Source organism: Methanobacterium alcaliphilum, assembly GCF_023227715.1.
Classification (GTDB): Archaea; Methanobacteriota; Methanobacteria; order Methanobacteriales; family Methanobacteriaceae; genus Methanobacterium_E; species Methanobacterium_E alcaliphilum.
Map to the genome: position 1 here is coordinate 119,399 of NZ_JALKIF010000008.1, position 15,925 is coordinate 135,323.

At 31.2% G+C, this 15,925-nt stretch carries 18 protein-coding genes; 7 read left to right on the top strand and 11 right to left on the bottom strand.

The features are described from left to right. The first annotated feature begins 55 nt into the window (after positions 1-55). Positions 56-892 carry an ATP-binding protein gene (locus tag MXE27_RS07485; protein ID WP_342765998.1) on the top strand — a complete coding sequence of 279 codons (837 nt, stop codon included), beginning with the start codon at positions 56-58 and terminating at the stop codon, positions 890-892. 73 nt (positions 893-965) lie between these two features. On the opposite strand, the gene MXE27_RS07490 is transcribed toward MXE27_RS07485, so the two are convergent. Next, entirely contained in the window at positions 966-1,340 is a 375-nt protein-coding gene (locus MXE27_RS07490) for a protease inhibitor I42 family protein (RefSeq protein ID WP_248611792.1), read from the bottom strand. Positions 1,341-1,476: 136 nt separating this feature from the next. Here MXE27_RS07490 and MXE27_RS07495 point away from each other — a divergent pair, with 136 nt between their 5' ends. Then, positions 1,477-2,337, top strand: coding sequence for a CARDB domain-containing protein (locus tag MXE27_RS07495; protein ID WP_248611793.1), 861 nt, complete (start codon positions 1,477-1,479; stop codon positions 2,335-2,337). 85 nt (positions 2,338-2,422) lie between these two features. Here the strand turns inward: MXE27_RS07495 and MXE27_RS07500 are convergent, their stop codons facing one another. The 4 genes from MXE27_RS07500 to MXE27_RS07515 all read right to left on the bottom strand — a co-directional run bounded on the left by MXE27_RS07500 (position 2,423) and on the right by MXE27_RS07515 (position 5,129). Beyond that, positions 2,423-3,268 carry an LCP family protein gene (locus tag MXE27_RS07500; protein WP_248611794.1) on the bottom strand — a complete coding sequence of 282 codons (846 nt, stop codon included), beginning with the start codon at positions 3,266-3,268 and terminating at the stop codon, positions 2,423-2,425. A 232-nt stretch (positions 3,269-3,500) separates the two neighbouring features. Next, positions 3,501-4,226: a DUF4012 domain-containing protein gene (locus MXE27_RS07505; protein WP_248611795.1), complete on the bottom strand. Its 726-nt coding sequence runs from the start codon at positions 4,224-4,226 to the stop codon at positions 3,501-3,503. 258 nt (positions 4,227-4,484) lie between these two features. Further along, positions 4,485-4,817 (bottom strand): DUF8036 family membrane protein, encoded by a 333-nt coding sequence (locus MXE27_RS07510; RefSeq protein ID WP_248611796.1) that lies wholly within the window; start codon positions 4,815-4,817, stop codon positions 4,485-4,487. Positions 4,818-4,838: 21 nt separating this feature from the next. After that, positions 4,839-5,129: a winged helix-turn-helix domain-containing protein gene (locus tag MXE27_RS07515; RefSeq protein ID WP_248611797.1), complete on the bottom strand. Its 291-nt coding sequence runs from the start codon at positions 5,127-5,129 to the stop codon at positions 4,839-4,841. Between the two features lie 242 nt (positions 5,130-5,371). On the opposite strand from MXE27_RS07515, the gene MXE27_RS07520 reads away from it, so the two are divergent. Together MXE27_RS07520 and MXE27_RS07525 are read left to right on the top strand one after the other, a co-directional pair. After that, positions 5,372-5,761, top strand: coding sequence for a hypothetical protein (locus tag MXE27_RS07520; RefSeq protein ID WP_248611798.1), 390 nt, complete (start codon positions 5,372-5,374; stop codon positions 5,759-5,761). Positions 5,762-6,118: 357 nt separating this feature from the next. Next, positions 6,119-6,502: an iron chaperone gene (locus MXE27_RS07525; RefSeq protein ID WP_248611799.1), complete on the top strand. Its 384-nt coding sequence runs from the start codon at positions 6,119-6,121 to the stop codon at positions 6,500-6,502. Between the two features lie 189 nt (positions 6,503-6,691). Here MXE27_RS07525 and MXE27_RS07530 read toward each other — a convergent pair whose 3' ends face one another. Further along, positions 6,692-7,696 (bottom strand): zinc-ribbon domain-containing protein, encoded by a 1,005-nt coding sequence (locus MXE27_RS07530; protein ID WP_248611800.1) that lies wholly within the window; start codon positions 7,694-7,696, stop codon positions 6,692-6,694. A gap of 815 nt (positions 7,697-8,511) precedes the next feature. Between MXE27_RS07530 and gdhA the strand changes: the two genes are divergently transcribed. The 3 genes from gdhA to MXE27_RS12040 all read left to right on the top strand — a co-directional run bounded on the left by gdhA (position 8,512) and on the right by MXE27_RS12040 (position 10,450). Beyond that, positions 8,512-9,846, top strand: coding sequence for an NADP-specific glutamate dehydrogenase (gene gdhA / locus MXE27_RS07535; protein ID WP_248611801.1), 1,335 nt, complete (start codon positions 8,512-8,514; stop codon positions 9,844-9,846). Positions 9,847-10,196: 350 nt separating this feature from the next. Beyond that, positions 10,197-10,373, top strand: coding sequence for a ribonuclease HepT family protein (locus tag MXE27_RS07540; protein WP_248611802.1), 177 nt, complete (start codon positions 10,197-10,199; stop codon positions 10,371-10,373). 14 nt (positions 10,374-10,387) lie between these two features. Next, a complete protein-coding gene (locus MXE27_RS12040; protein ID WP_425438280.1) occupies positions 10,388-10,450 on the top strand; it encodes a hypothetical protein in 63 nt (20 codons plus the stop codon). An 898-nt stretch (positions 10,451-11,348) separates the two neighbouring features. Here MXE27_RS12040 and MXE27_RS07545 read toward each other — a convergent pair. The 5 genes from MXE27_RS07545 to lon form a co-directional block, all read right to left on the bottom strand. Further along, positions 11,349-12,227: a type II CAAX endopeptidase family protein gene (locus MXE27_RS07545; protein ID WP_248611803.1), complete on the bottom strand. Its 879-nt coding sequence runs from the start codon at positions 12,225-12,227 to the stop codon at positions 11,349-11,351. 217 nt (positions 12,228-12,444) lie between these two features. After that, on the bottom strand, positions 12,445-12,780 hold the full coding sequence (locus MXE27_RS07550; protein ID WP_248611804.1) for a P-II family nitrogen regulator: 336 nt from the start codon (positions 12,778-12,780) through the stop codon (positions 12,445-12,447). Beyond that, positions 12,777-13,487, bottom strand: coding sequence for a DUF1538 domain-containing protein (locus tag MXE27_RS07555; protein ID WP_248611805.1), 711 nt, complete (start codon positions 13,485-13,487; stop codon positions 12,777-12,779). The genes MXE27_RS07550 and MXE27_RS07555 overlap by 4 nt, the downstream gene beginning before the upstream one ends. After that, the gene (locus MXE27_RS07560; RefSeq protein ID WP_248611806.1) at positions 13,487-14,191 is read right to left on the bottom strand and encodes a DUF1538 domain-containing protein; all 705 of its coding nucleotides are present in this window, start codon (positions 14,189-14,191) and stop codon (positions 13,487-13,489) included. The genes MXE27_RS07555 and MXE27_RS07560 overlap by 1 nt, the downstream gene beginning before the upstream one ends. 296 nt (positions 14,192-14,487) lie before the next feature. Further along, positions 14,488-15,925 (bottom strand): endopeptidase La (gene lon / locus MXE27_RS07565; RefSeq protein WP_248611807.1); only part of this gene is annotated, 1,438 nt, incomplete at its 5' end.

Consider the following 15,925-nt stretch of genomic DNA (forward strand, 5'->3'; position numbering starts at 1 on the left):
TCAAACTAATATTTATTCCAGTTCAACACAAAATATAATTGTACGATACTGCTCAATTCAATTTAATCATAGGGGTAATAAAATGAAAAGAGATATAATCAAAATTGATGAGGATAAATGTACTGGTTGTGGAGAGTGCATTACTGGATGTCCAGAAGGCGCATTACAAGTAATTGATGGTAAAGCTAGACTTATCAGCGATCTTTTTTGTGATGGTTTAGGCGCTTGTATTGGGACCTGTCCTCAAGGAGCAATACAAGTTGAAAAACGAGAAGCAGAACCTTATGATGAGTCTAAAGTCATGAAAAATATTGTAAAAGCAGGCCCTAATGTTATAAAAGCCCACTTGCAACATCTTCAAGAGCATGGCGAAGATAAAATTCTAAGTGAAGCTATTGATTATTTGAATAAGAATAATATTGAAATTCCAGATTATGAAGAAAAACCACTGGCCTGTGGTTGTCAGGGTTCAATGACTCAAGAGTTAGAGCGGGTTGGAAAAAGTGAAGAATCAGTTATATTAAGTGCAGAACTAAAAAATTGGCCCATACAATTACAACTTCTAAATCCAAATGCACCTTATCTAAAGAATGCAGATTTACTTCTAGCAGCCGATTGTGCACCATTTGCCTATGCAAATTTTCATCAGAGATTCCTTAAAGATAAAGTTTTAATTATATTCTGCCCTAAGCTGGATAAAACTATAGAAGAATATATTGATAAATTGGCATCTATATTTGAAAAACAGAATATTAACTCCATTACTATTGTCCATATGGAAGTTCCTTGTTGTGGTGGAATAGAGGTTATTGTGAAAAGGGCTTTAGAACAAGCTCAAAAGAATATCATAATTAAAGATTATACTATTTCTATGAATGGGGAAATTGTATAATTTAAAAAGAATTTTAGAAACCATTAAACTATTTATTTATGGTTTCTATAGGGTTACATCTTTTTTCAAATATTTATTTTTTGGTTATTTTTACAGAATATATCTTAATCTTAATAGGATTAACTTCCCATGATCTGGCATAAGATAACTTAATTTTTGTTTTACCTTTTTTAAGAGCCTTAAATTTAAATATCTGTTTACCCCCAGAACCAGCTAGAATTGGTTTATCTGGAACATATTTCATACTAATCAATTTCACATATTTTTTATTCCAGGTAGCATTCCATGTGTATCCAGTTGTAGGATTACTTTTCACAACAATAGTGAAGACCTGATTTTTATGTACTTTTTTCCCAATTTTATCTATGGGTATATTCGCTGCAGAACTAGCAGAAACTGTCATGGCTAGCAAAAAAATTACTAAAATTCCAAGAATATACTTTTTCAATAGTTCACCTCCAAAGATTGCTAATGATATGATTTAATATTCCAATAAGTTTTACTGTTACTGAATAAGTTGATACAAATATTAAAAAATTATTTAGATTATTAAAAATAGAAAAATAGTAAGGGGGATTTTTTAGATGATTTATTTTGCAAAAAAGAAATATTTTTTAATAGTAGTACTTGTTTTGGCGGTGTTTTTATGTGGAGCGGTCTCAGCCGCAAATATTACAGTTAAAGAAAAAAGCACAGCAGCATATTCACCAGGAAAAGACTTGGTAGTAACTAAACTCACAGCTTCTAAATATATTGCTAAAAATACTAAAATAGTGATTAAAACAACGGTTAAAAATAAAGGCAAAAAATCTGTTAACAAAGGCCACTATGTATACTATTATTTAGTGCCTAAAAAAAGCATGACCGGATATAAAAAATATCTGGGGAAAAAATACTTCCCAAAACTTAAACCAGGACAATCTGTTACTAAAAAAGCAGTGTTCAATGTTCCAGATACTTTGAGGTATAAACCCTCTCAGGTTCATCCACCATGGGAATTTAAACCAGTGACTTATTATGTTGTAGCTAAAGCCGATGGTGGCAATAAAATACCCGAAAGTAGGGAAAAAAATAATATCCATTATACTGCCCAAAAAACTGAGGTATTCTATAAGAAAATAGACTCTGGAAGCAAATATTTTAGTAATTATCGTAAACTCACATGGATTACATTCTTAATTAACTCCAAGGATATACTAGCCTACTGTCATTTCTATGATCCATATTTTGTAGATGCTAATTGGAATCCTCAACCTCATTGGATTACTCAAAAATACATCATAGGAACTTATACTAAAAATAATTTTAGAGCCTATTTATATCTAAATCCAAAACAAAATGGTAGAAGTGATTATGTCCACTATTCCGGAACTTGGCAATCTCCTTGGGCTGTTTATTGGCAGAATGGAAAAAGTATGTTTGAAGATGGACCCAATATCCATTAAAAAATATTTATAAAATTATATTTTTTTTATTCTGATAAACTGATTAAGAAAAATAGTATTCATCCTCGTTTGGAGGATGTTTAAATCACTTTCTTAAACCTAACTCAACAATTACCGCTTCAGTCTTATTCATATCCGGAATCATGGAATTTTCTCCATTTATATAAGTATAATTTCCAGGAACCACTTCTATTTTAGCATTTTCCAAATCAAAACCATTAAGTAGCTTTTCAATTACAGTTGTCTCCAATGCAGGGATATCTGTTTTTACATTTTCTCTTAACTGTGTTAAAACCGTTGGAAGTTTAAGTATATTAGAGGGTTCTAGAATTTCATCAATAATTGCTTTTATCGCTTCTCGATGTCTTTTCATCCGTCCACCTTCTGACTCCGAATCCTGTCTGAAACGAACAAGAATCAAAGCTTCACTACCAGTTACCTTACACATACCTGTTTTTCCATTTAGTTTTGGCCGAACGGCTGAAATATGAGGATCCACATACATGTTGATTCCTCCTAAAGTATCTACCACTTGTTTAAAACTGTTGAAGTCCACCAGAGCGTAATAATCAATCCTCACATTCAATAAATTCTCCACAGCAGTTTTTGTGGTGTTTATGTCACCATAAGCATAAGCACTATTAATTTTTACCCATCCTCTTCCGGGTACTTGCGCCATGGTATCCCGAGGAATAGATAGAATATAAGTTTGTTTAGTTTTTTTATCGATGGATAAAATGGTGATGGAATCCGTGTATCCATTATGGTCTGAAGTTCGGGCATCTGCACCTAAAAGTAGTATATTAACTCTTTCATTATTAGATACATCCCATAAATCCAGTGCAGATCCATTATATAAATCCCATGCCGAAAATGATAGACCTGCGATGGATATAAATAATAATAATATTATTAAATTCTTTTTATCCAAAATATGCCTCCTTATATCAAAAATTGTATTGTATGTGTTAATTGTGAATAATCAATAATATTTAGTCAAACAGCTTGAAATTTTAGTTAAATTATTAAAACGGATTTAAAAATATTTCATTATAATTAAGATTAGAAAATAATATAAAAATAGTTATTCCCCAGTTACACCCCAATCTCCACTATTATTATAATGAAGATAAAAATAGTATAAAAAATAGTTATAAGGAGGTTTAACCTCCCAATATTGAACTCAGACCCATTGATAATGCAAATTGTTTAACTAAATTAGCGGGTACAACTCTAATATTACCCTGATTGTATTGATCCAAGGCAACTTTAGCTATATTCAGATAATTTAAAGGGTTACTTTCAGCTGCCTCAAAGATAGGCTTCATCAAGTCTGATGTAGCATTACCTCTATTTTCAGTACTATCTTCCTTTTCAGTCATATTCCTTATGTAACCAATTGAGTCATCAACACTAATTTCAGTGCCATTTACATTTATAGAACCAATTTGCTGAAGAATAGCGTCAACTGCAGTAGGATTTATCATAACGACAGCGTCCGTAGTTATTCCGTTATTATATTCTACTATTTCCTGGGCTCTTTCAGCCCCAAAAGTAGTATTTACACCATATAAAGAATCATGAAGTAAAAGCATTCCAGACCCTAAGTTAGATGGTTCTGTGTATGTTGGGCTTCTAAGACCTCCAGGATAAATTGGTGTCATATTCTCTACATTCCCATCTTTGATATAAATAGCATAAGCCATATCAACAGATCCCATTCCTTCAGTACCCTGGTTTTCTGTAGTATCTACACATAAAAGAAGAATATTATGGTCTCCTCCCATTTTAACGCTCTGTGTAAATGAGTTATATAAATCAAATGCAGAAATTGATAATCCTGCAATTGAAATGAATAGTAATAATATTATAACATTCTTTTTATCCAAAATCCAACCTCCATGTCTAAAAAAAAATCCATACAGAACTTTATTAATATTAATTTTAGTAAAGCGAATATTCAAAATTTTAAAATGTCAGAAATCCAGCTTAAAAAATTTTAAACAGTATTTGAAAAATTATTCACTAATAAAAAATTAATAATTAATATAAAAATATTTTTTCCAGAATTACACCCAAATCTATAGTTTGCCATTTTTTAACTATGATCTGGATGCAAATAGGTTTATAATAGAATTTAAAAAAAATTATTCCCAAGTTATCTTAAATAATATAGTCAATGCTATGAACTGAGTTATATTCACACCCAGTAAAACAGAATAAAGCACCATGCTCTCTTTTTGGTGATCTAATGCGAGTAAAACTTGGAATATAGCTAGAGCAATTATAGCCAGTATATTCTGTACTAATAAAATAGAGGTGAAGTATAGTAGCCCTACCGTAAATTTTGATTCCAATTCTTTATAACTCTTCCAGTAAAAATAGATGAGTCCTGAAAGTAAACAAATATTACCTATTCCAATTATAATCCCCGAAGACAGTAATATTGTGTTTAGCAAGCCTAATCCTAATAAAATCATTTTTTTACCCCTATGAATATATTATTTTTCAACAAATTTTTCCCAAATTTCTTTAAATATATCGTAATTTTTTTCTACTTCTTCGGTTAAGAAATATAATTTACTATAAGAATCTCCGGTTGACTTAATTACATTATTTTCTTTTAAAATTTGTATATGGTGCCTTATAGTTTTATAATCTAATTCCAGCTCTTTTGATAATTGATAAGCATTATATGGTCTTTCGTGGAGTTTTTTTATTATTTTGGCCCGGTTTATTCCTCCTCTTTTTCCAGTGATTAACCACCAAAGTAGTTTTTCCATATATTTCATAGTATGTATCCGAATTTAATTTTAATATTACATTTCAATTTTTAAGGTTATTTTCAAATTGTTATAATCAAATAGTGTCACTTAAATAAATTAGTTTATTTTAGGCTTAATTAAATTTTTTCATTGAATAAATATTAAATAATTATAATTTTATTGATGACTTTTTCATTTAATATTATTAAATAATAGAAAACTTTATATGTTAAGTATACACTATAGTATAGTGTAGAAGGGGATTTGTTATGAGTGATATTCAAGACGACCAATTAAAAGCCATCATAGAGTATACACAAGAAGATCTTAACAATGTTTTAAGAGAACTACTTGAAACAAATTCATTCACTTCTCAAAGCTGCAAAAGATTAGAAGAAGACCGAGATAAACTTGAAAAAGAGTTTGAAAATGCTTTTGACCCTTATGAAATCAAAAAAATTACTTTATTGCTTCAACTAATCTATGGGGTAATTGATGAATACCAACGGAGACAAAAACCTCGCCTGGTACCACGTAATTATACTTTAAGAGAAGATCAAATACGGAAAATTAAAGATTACGCCGCAGATAAACAGTTAAATAATGTCAGTGCAGGGCTAAGAGATTTAATTGATATTGCATTTGAAGCGCTTGAATAAATAACATCCATCCTTTTAAAATTATATGAAATCAATGAAGGAACCCTTTGAATAGTTCAAAAAATAAAAAACGTCATATCCTTTCCTCAAACCTATCAAAAGAATTAGCTTGCATAATTAATAATCAATTGGATTTTTGTATCAGCCTACCAAAACATTCAATAGACAAGCTAAATTATTATTGTAGAAAAACAAAGGGTTACTTCATATTTTACTATTTTTACATTTTATTCTTGTTATTATTAATCTAAAAAAGAATTTAACAAAAATATGAATTTTATTTCTTTGATAAAATCAATATAGGACCTCATTAAATTTATCAATATTGAGCAATATAAATAATAATCAAAGTAAGTTATGAAAAAAAGAACTCCTAATCAAAAAAAGACCATTTCAAGATCTAAAAATGCAGATGGAGAAATTACTGTACTTGCCAAAATAGAAGAAATGATGGAACCCGACCGGGCTATGGCCAAACGTCTCCATGATATCATAAAATCTAATGCACCCATTCTCACTCCAAGGCTATGGTATGGAATGCCTGCCTATACCAAGGACGGTAAAGTGATTTGTTTTTTCCAAAGTGGGAAGAAATTTAATACTAGATATTCTACTTTAGGCTTTGATGACCAAGCCAATCTAGACAAAGGCAATATGTGGCCTGTTGCATTTGCACTAAAAGAATTGACTGCTGTTGAAGAGGAAAAGATAGTAACACTTCTAAAAAAAGCAATTCAATGAAAAACTCATTTTATTAACAATTCAGTTCTGAAGAAATCATTTGAGTTGATATTTAAGTATAATGGTAGCTACCATATCTCGTAGCAGTTCTATTTAGTTTGTTTTTTAATCTGTCATTTCTGCTTTGGTTAATTTACCAAAAAAGTACTTTATACTTGAAGGAATGAAAAAAATAATAAATATTAATCTTTAATTGATGCTTATTAAGTAAGCTTGAAAGTTTATTTCTTGCATTTTTGCCTTGAATGTTGAATCTTTATTTTGTATTGAAGTTAAAGTCTCATTTTGTGATTTTATTTGAGGTTGCAATTTTTGTGCACTCATGTAATGTTTTTTCGCAGCAGATATATTGTATTGTAATGTTAAATTAGCTGCAATTTCCATTTCAGTATAATATCTTAAGTTAATTTCAGAATATTTTTTTAATGCCAATGCATATTCTGTTTCTATTGAGTTAGATGAATAATTTGTTAGATTCTGACTATTTTCTAATGATTTATTTGCATTGTTTTTCATTTCTTGATATTGTAAAGTAATGTTTTTTAGAATTTTTTTATTTGTAATATCATAAATTGACTTGTTATTTGTTAAATTACTAATATTTGCATTTATTGCATTGGCTGTATATAAATAACCTAAACTATAGGAACCTAACCGATCATATGTTTGTTCATCATTTAGATGGCTGAAAAATACTATATAAATTACCAGAACAGCTAATAAAAAACTGACAACTGTTGCAGAAAATTTCCATTTGAAATCTCTTTCACGTGAAATATTAATGAAATAGCCTAACATAGCCCCTATGATTGCTAACATTCCAAAACCTGGAGCATATAATAATATAATAGGATTAGTGGACATTAAAGGAAAAATCACGATAAAAAAAATCGATCCTGCTAAAAAACTATGTAAAATCAGGTTGAAATCATCTTCCAACGTTGGAACATTCTCTCTTTTAGAAAAAATTGTGGCAAACACACCAGTCATTGAAGATGAAAATATTATGCCCATATAAAACCAATCATGTACTCCATAAAGCAAATAAGCAATGAATATAAAGATTAAACCAGCAAAAACACCTGCAAAAATACCCTGCCATCGAATTTCAATAGTTGGATATAATACAGCTCCACACTCATCACAAACCTTCTGATTATCATCATTTGAATGGCCGCACTTTTTGCATTTCATGATTAACCCCTTAAAAATACAATAAAAAAATACAATGAGAAAAATATATTCTTTTTTATTATCTTCTTTTAAATTTATCAAATCATGTGATAAATGTTTTTATAAATACCTGCTTCAAAGTATTTTTAGGGTTTAATGGGTAGCTTTAATACTATTTCAAACTAATGAAAAAAATAATCATAAAATTTGAATTAAAGCCCTAAATCAATCAGTTAAAACCCCAACTTTGAATGAAAATATCATGAAATTTGACCATGTTCGTAATATAATGGTTTAACGAAGATAAATAAACTTTTTCACTTTGAAATTGAACTTCAGATTTCATCAAATTTAGAATTTTCTAAAACTGATGAATGGACCATTAAAATTTTTTTCTTTAGTTAGGTATAACCTGTTCATTTGGTTATATTTCATGTTTACCATTTTTTAAGTATGATATAATTACTTATATATACAAATTAATATTTATTATTAGAATCAATATTTAAACTAATTAGTTAGTCTAATCATTTTGTAACATTTAAGATAATATTCCCCTTTTCTTTTTCATATTATTTGATGTATTTTAGTATTGCGGCCCAGGGTAGGGCTACTCTTATTATTTTTCTCTCAGAAATGCCAGGAGCAGTAATGTTATCACTGTTTTTTTATCTAAATAGACAGCCTAATATATTAGTAATTCTTAACTTCTAATTATGAAGAACCGCATCTTCACAAACAAGTATATTTGGTTTATTAAGATTTTGATTAGATATGATAATTCCATGCCCCCCTGAATATTTAATTAATAATTTTTAAAATAAGAAGATGATAATATGACATACGTAGATGATGTATTAGAAGATCTGAAGAGAAAAAATCCGTATGAACCCGAGTTCATACAGACTGCCACTGAGATTTTAAGATGTCTTAATGTAGTATTTGAAAGGCATCCTGAATTTCAGGAAGCAAAGATTTTAGAAAGATTTTTAGAACCTGAAAGAGTGATTATGTTTAGAGTACCCTGGGTTGATGATAATGGCAAAGTTCAGGTAAATCGAGGTTTTCGTGTTCAGTTTAACAGTGCACTGGGCCCCTATAAGGGAGGGCTTCGTTTTCATGAGTCGGTTAATTTATCGGTTTTTAAATTATTAGCATTAGAACAGATTTTAAAAAACAGCCTTACCGGCATGTCAATAGGCGGTGCAAAGGGTGGAAGTGATTTTAATCCAAAAGGAAGATCCGATGCTGAGGTTATGAGATTCTGCCAGAGTTTCATGACTGAACTTAAAAATTATATAGGTCCTGAAATTGATGTCCCAGCAGGAGATATTGGTGTGGGTTTAAGAGAAGTGGGATACCTATTTGGGCAGTATAATAAAATTACAAATAGACATAACTGTGTATTAACCGGAAGCGGAATAGAATATGGTGGATCTCTTGTAAGAAGAGAAGCCACAGGCTATGGCCTTATTTATATATTGGAAGAAGCTTTAAAAGCAAGGGGAGAAATTTTGGAAGGTAAAAAGATAATAGTTTCTGGTTCTGGGAATGTGGCCATATATGCAGCTGAAAAGGCTATACAACTTGGAGCAACAGTTATTGCTATGTCTGACTCAAAAGGTTACATTTATGACGAAAATGGAATATCTATTCCCTTTGTAAAAGATATCAAAGAAGAAAAAAGAAAATGTATCTATGAATACTTAAATGATTTTCCTGATACCCTCTATAAAGAAGGAAGTAAAGGCCTTTGGAATATAAAATGTGATATAGCCCTTCCCTGTGCTACCCAAAATGAGTTAGATGAAGAATCAGCAATAAAACTTATTAATAATGGAGTAAAATATGTCGCAGAAGGAGCAAATAAGCCATCAACGCCTGAAGCTACTAAATTATTCTTAAAATCCGGATTAATTTTCTTACCAGGAAAAGCAGCTAATGCTGGAGGAGTTACAACCAGTGTGCTGGAAATGGCACAAAGAAGCTCAAATATGCACTGGTCATTTGAAGAGGTTGATGCCCGATTAAAAAGAACCATGGTTGATATATATAGAAATATTGATAAAATGGCTAAAGAATATGGATTTGAAGGTAACTATGTAGTTGGAGCTAATATTGCAGGATTTATTAAAGTTGCAAAGGCAATGCTGGCTCAGGGAATTGTTTAATAACTATATATGTATATTCAGTTAGGAGTAAGATACTTAAAAATTCATATATAATTTATTAGGTTGAAGAAGCTTTTCCAATAAAACAAGGATTGAAACTTTACTTCAAAATCGTGATCTTGATGTTTTAGTAAAATTCAACAAAAGTGCTAATCTAGTGGATCTGGTAGGATTATTTCAGTTTCTAGAAGATGAAATTCATATAAAGATTAATGTGGTCCCTATTGACACAGTTCGCAAGGAAATAAAAAAACAGATCATAAAGGAGTCCATCCTAGTATTAGGGATCCTATGCTTTATCTAAAAGATATTTTAGAAGCTATGGATTTTATTGAACTATTTATGGTGAAATGGACTTCCATGAATTCAAGAAGACTATAAAACTTCAAGTGCAGTTATCAGAAAACCGTCAAAAACAAGTTTTCGCGGGGCCGAAAATTTACAATTTTCGAGCATTTGAGATTATCGGAGAAGCCACTCAAAACCTACCAGAAGACATTAAAAAAGGATATCCTGACATTTCATGAGATCAATGGCTGGAATGCGAGATAAACTTATTCATTTTTACTTTGGAATCAAATATGAGAGTTTGGCGAACTATTAAAGATGTGATTCCCCAATTAAGGGCATATTTAATTGAGATTTACAAAAAATAAATTATAATTCTAATTTTCCTTTAGATTCTTTATATTTTTCAACATTGAATGAGAATAAACCATAGTTTTAATGAAAGTCATTTTAATCAGAGTTTAGAATGTTACTATTAACAACTTTGCAGCCATGATTATTTTTAGGTTATTATGATTATTTTATTGAAGTTATATAGAATTAGAAATCAGAAAATGCCAAAAATTGATAAAAATCTTTGAATACTTTATTAAGATAAAATCAGCCTAACTGACAAGAAATTATAAAATTATCTCATGATTCATATTCGGATATATAACTTATCTTTATAGAAAACCTGAATTTATGAACATATTCACAAAGTATTATGGAAGAAAATGTTTAATCATTGTTTTGACCCCAAAAAAGAATGTTTCATTGGAAAACTTAAGAAACTTAAAATTAGCATACTTAACATGAAAATAATTAAACTGAAAATACCTGATGATGAATTATTATTCTTTAATCATAAAGTATTGAAGACTTAAACGAAGTTACGCAGGTTCATTTCCAAAGCTGTTTTTTGACCAAATAAAATTCTTTAAAATAGACTAGTATTGTGCATTACATATAGGGTGGCCAGTTTAAATACAGTAATTTCTTAATTTTTGAAAATTTATATATTTTCGACGCTATTTTTTATAATTTCCATAAAATCTTAAGTTCCATTAATGAGAACTAGAAATCATTCAAATTTAAATAAGTTCTACGAATCATTTTTACCCCCTATTTTTATTAAAATATAAAGAAAAAAATATTACTAAAAATCTTAAAATTATAATTATAAAAAATAAGGGCTCCACCCCAATTAGCCCATTTTTTTAAGATTTAGGAAATTATTCACTTACCATAAATTTTTTATCCTTCATCAAAGTTTTTCTACCCCATATTATAAGAACCAACACTGCAGTGGCCAAAATCAATATAATATAAAAGAGTAAGGCACTTTGAACTTCAAAAACAGGGAACAGGATAAATGTGGATAAATTCAAGGAAGTGTGGAATAGTAAAGCAGCTAAGATACTCCTCCCCGTATTATTGTATATCCAGGTAAATAATATGGAAATCAAACTCATGGTTATAAGAGCCCCTATGAATAAAGAAATGGCCATACCGTACTGAGGTCCGGCAGCACCAGCAGCAAAATTGAGCGGGAAGTGCCACACCGCCCAGATCACTCCTAAAATGATACTTGAAGTTAGTGCACTGCGGTTTTTTTGAAGCCTATCCAGAGCATATCCTCGCCATCCAAATTCTTCCTGCAGGGGACCTCCTAAAAGTAAGAGGTAAAAGAACCAGAAGCCAATAAGCCATGGTTCATAAAAAATACTCAACCCCGGCAGGGGATCTCCCAGAAATGAGGATATAATTAGTGAAACCCCAGTAATAAAAGGCATTAATAGTAATATAGGTATTAACCATAATTTATGAAATTTATAATCAACCCCTCTTTTTAATAATCCAAAAACACCCTCTTTGCCATTATTGAAGTAGGTTAGTAAAAATGCTGCTACAAATGGACCCCAGGCCCCTAAATTAAAAGGACCCATGAAAAAGTCAGCTAAAAGTGAGGGAAAGGATATTCCATGAGTAATTAAAATAGGAGGTATCCAGAAAAACCAGGAAAAAAGAAAGGTTATTATGAAAAATAAATACAAATTCCGTTTTTCAGAAATCTGCACAGGATTATGGGATTCTGATTTATTTGAATTCATGAATATTATTTATTTAATTTAATATTATATAATTATACATATATTGAGGATTGTTTGATAATGAAAACTTTAAAGAGAAATATAGTAGTTTCCAGTTTTTATTTTTAATAGTTATTTTTTTATTGAGTTTTACGTGGTTTTAATTTGCCCTCTAAAAAAAATCAGGGCAATAATATCACTTTAAAACCTTTTTTTAATTTATTAAATGTTTAGATAATTATTCATCTAATAAATGGCAGATGCCCGCCACTCTGGATATATCCAGTATAAATGCTACACCTTTTCCCGGTTCTTCCAATTCTCCTTTGGTTACTACAGATTCAAATACTTGATTTACCAGCGAATCTTTAATTATGATCATTACTACTTCTTTTTCAGGTTCAATAGGAACACCTAAAAATTTACCATGTTCATGTATACTGGTTCCTCTAGCATAATAAGTGGTTCCACCTTCTGCACCTGCTTCACGAGCAGCACTCATGATAAAACTTCCACGCCCTGCTTCCACAATAACGTATATCAATTTAAACCCAGAACAAGTATTTTCCATCATTTTGTTTCACTCCTTTTGATTAGAATGCCTAAAAAAAGCATGATTATTATGGGAAACATGGCCACAAGACCCACTGTACCCAATCCTAAAAACCCAAAATTATCATCATTTAACCCCATGGCCAGGCTGGTCATAATTGGTAAGACAAAAGTTACAACTACCGGACCAGTAGCCACAGCCCCCGAATCAAAGGCAATGGGAATGAAATCTTTTGGGCTTATCAAGACAAGAATAATTATTAATAAATAACCCGGTATTATAATCAGGCTGAGGGGTAAATTTAGATAAATTCTTAAAACTGAAAACAAAAGTGCTAATCCTACCCCCAGGGCGATGCTCAAAATCATGAGATTGCTTTTAATATAACCAGACGATACTTTCTCTACTTCATATACAAATACATTAACTGCAGGTTCAGCCAGTATGGCAAACACCCCGACAATAAATGAGAATATAATAACCCAAAAATAATCTAATGAAGATAGAAAAGTCCCTATGTGATTTCCCATAGGTATTAAACTAATTTTTGCCCCGAAAAAGAAAAAGAAAAAGCCGATAATAGTCATGAAAATGCCTGAAATTAAATCCCCTATATTTTTAGGAACTTTTTTCAATATTAAAACCTGGAATATGAAAAATAGTATTAAAACTGGAGCTATGGCTTCTATAACTTCTAAAAAAGCTTCAGCGGCACTCATTATTATCATCAAATGCCTCCCCTAATCAAGCCCCATATTAATATGGCCAGTATAGGGCCAATTGAGCCAATAGCCATAATACCAAACCCTGACTCCATTCTATCTCTTCCACCCAGAACCGAAACAATACCAACACCCAATGCTATCAAAAAGGGTACGGTCATAGGTCCTGTTGTTACTGCACCTAAATCAAATGCTTTGGATATAAATTCATTTCTCACAAAAAAAGAGAGAATAATAGCAGTACCATATCCTGGAACGAGAATATATTGAATCGGAAAATCCAACATGCTCCTTAAAACCGCTAAAAATGTGAATACAGCTAATCCCACAGATGTAACGAATATTAACTCAAGTTGAGTAATGTTTAGCGTGGTTATCTGGGTGATTTGGAAAGCAACCAGTCTAACATCAGGTTCAGCAATAGTCAAAGTCAGCCCCAGTAAAAAAGCAAATAATAATATCATGAAGAATGCTTTTTTTTCAATAAAAGAAGAACCTAAACTTTCTCCTAATGGTAATAATCCTTTTTTTGCACCTTCTATAAAGAAGGTAAATCCTAAAATAGTGAATAATAATCCGCTGACTATGGTTATAAATTCACTCAAAGGCATTTTAATAAAAAATATTTGAAAAATAAGGATTAACACAATGGCTGGTGAGAGAGATTTTAAAGTATCTTTGAACTCTTTTTTTAAATCTTCAAGGTACATGATTCAACACATTGTTTGTTCTTAGTTAAAAGAATATTATTTTTATTAATTATAAATCTTTTTCAAAATAGATACTGTTTAGAAAAGTCTATTAGAAAATAAGTCGATTTAATAAGAATTTTAAATTATAAAAACTAATAAATAATCATATTTTTCAATTGTAATTCTTTACTTATTCAAATATAATTTAAAACCAGCGATTATTTAAAAGAAAATTGATTTCATTTAATAATGAAAAAAAATAATTCCCTTCTATGGAGGGGTACAAAAGATAGAAGGGAATTTATAAATTGATTTTAGACTCCAGCTCCGCCAGTTAAAGAGTTAGAGTCCATATCCATTAATAGGGGTTTTGGAAGTTCAATGCCTATGGTCTCATTTATTACATCTTCTACAGTTTCAACTGGTATGAACTTTATATCTTCTTTAACATCATCTGGAACATCATCAAGGTCTTTGAGATTTTCTTTAGGTAAAATCACTCTTTCTATTCCTGCACGATGGGCTGCTAACATTTTCTCTTTAATACCTCCAACCGGAAGTACTGCCCCCCTTAGAGATATTTCACCAGTCATAGCTAGTTTTGAATCAACTGCCTGGCCAGTCACCAGTGAAGCAATGGTGCTTAAGAGTGCAACACCTGCAGATGGGCCATCTTTAGGAATAGCACCAGATGGTACATGAATATGTAAGTCCTGTTTATCAAATTCAACATTCTTTAAATTGAATGCCAATCTGGATCGGATTAAACTTTGAGAAATCTTAGCAGATTCTTTCATCACATCACCAAGTTGTCCCGTGAGCAATAATTTACCCGTCCCTGGCATGAATGCTCCTTCAATGAAGAGTATATCTCCACCTACAGGAGTCCAGGCCAGCCCAGTGACTACACCCGGCGGGTTTTCTTTCTCTGCAAGGTGAACCTGAGTAAGTTCATGACCTAAAATATCATATAACATGCCTTCTTTGACCACATAAGGTAAATCTACTTTGTCCAAAACAACTTTCTCAGATGTTACTCTGGCAACAGTAGCTAACTGGCGTTTAAGTCCTCTTACACCTGCTTCTCGAGTGTATTTTTCGATGATTGTCTTAAGAGCATCGTCTTCGATTTGAAGCTGTGTTTCATTTAATCCATTGTCTTCCAGTACTAAGTCAATTAGGTGATTTTTACCGATATGGAACTTTTCATGGCTAGTGTAACTTCCAATTTCAATTATTTCCATACGGTCCCTTAAAGGTCCTGGAATATCACGAAGTGAATTGGCAGTTGCAATGAAGAAAACATCAGATAAATCATATGGTACTTCAAGGTAGTGATCAGAGAATGTGTTGTTCTGTTCAGGGTCTAAGACTTCCAGTAGTGCACTGGCAGGATCTCCACTGTAGGAAGCCATTAATTTATCTACTTCATCTAAGATGAAAACGGGGTTTTTCTCGCCAGCACGTTTCATCCCCTGGATAATTCTTCCAGGAAGGGCTCCTAAGTATGTTCTCCTGTGACCCCTAATTTCTGATTCATCTTTCACACCACCTAAACTAATTCTAACGTATTTTCGCTCTAATGCTTCGGCAATACTTCGCCCTAAACTGGTTTTACCAGTTCCTGGAGGTCCAACTAATAATAGTATGGATCCTTGTTTATTTTGCTTGAGTTTCATTACTGTTAGGTGTTGAATGATTCTATCTTTTACTTTGTCAAGGCCGTAATGTTCATCATTGAGTATTTTACGA

Bases quoted from the DNA above. Each gene is read 5' to 3' on its own strand.
- MXE27_RS07495 (WP_248611793.1), top strand. From the start codon at position 1,477: ATGATTTATTTTGCAAAAAAGAAATATTTTTTAATAGTAGTACTTGTT.
- MXE27_RS07510 (WP_248611796.1), bottom strand. From the start codon at position 4,817: ATGATTTTATTAGGATTAGGCTTGCTAAACACAATATTACTGTCTTCG.
- MXE27_RS07515 (WP_248611797.1), bottom strand. From the start codon at position 5,129: ATGAAATATATGGAAAAACTACTTTGGTGGTTAATCACTGGAAAAAGA.
- MXE27_RS07520 (WP_248611798.1), top strand. From the start codon at position 5,372: ATGAGTGATATTCAAGACGACCAATTAAAAGCCATCATAGAGTATACA.
- MXE27_RS07525 (WP_248611799.1), top strand. From the start codon at position 6,119: ATGAAAAAAAGAACTCCTAATCAAAAAAAGACCATTTCAAGATCTAAA.
- MXE27_RS07530 (WP_248611800.1), bottom strand. From the start codon at position 7,696: ATGAAATGCAAAAAGTGCGGCCATTCAAATGATGATAATCAGAAGGTT.
- gdhA (WP_248611801.1), top strand. From the start codon at position 8,512: ATGACATACGTAGATGATGTATTAGAAGATCTGAAGAGAAAAAATCCG.
- MXE27_RS07540 (WP_248611802.1), top strand. From the start codon at position 10,197: ATGGACTTCCATGAATTCAAGAAGACTATAAAACTTCAAGTGCAGTTA.
- MXE27_RS07545 (WP_248611803.1), bottom strand. From the start codon at position 12,227: ATGAATTCAAATAAATCAGAATCCCATAATCCTGTGCAGATTTCTGAA.
- MXE27_RS07550 (WP_248611804.1), bottom strand. From the start codon at position 12,780: ATGATGGAAAATACTTGTTCTGGGTTTAAATTGATATACGTTATTGTG.
- MXE27_RS07555 (WP_248611805.1), bottom strand. From the start codon at position 13,487: ATGATAATAATGAGTGCCGCTGAAGCTTTTTTAGAAGTTATAGAAGCC.
- MXE27_RS07560 (WP_248611806.1), bottom strand. From the start codon at position 14,191: ATGTACCTTGAAGATTTAAAAAAAGAGTTCAAAGATACTTTAAAATCT.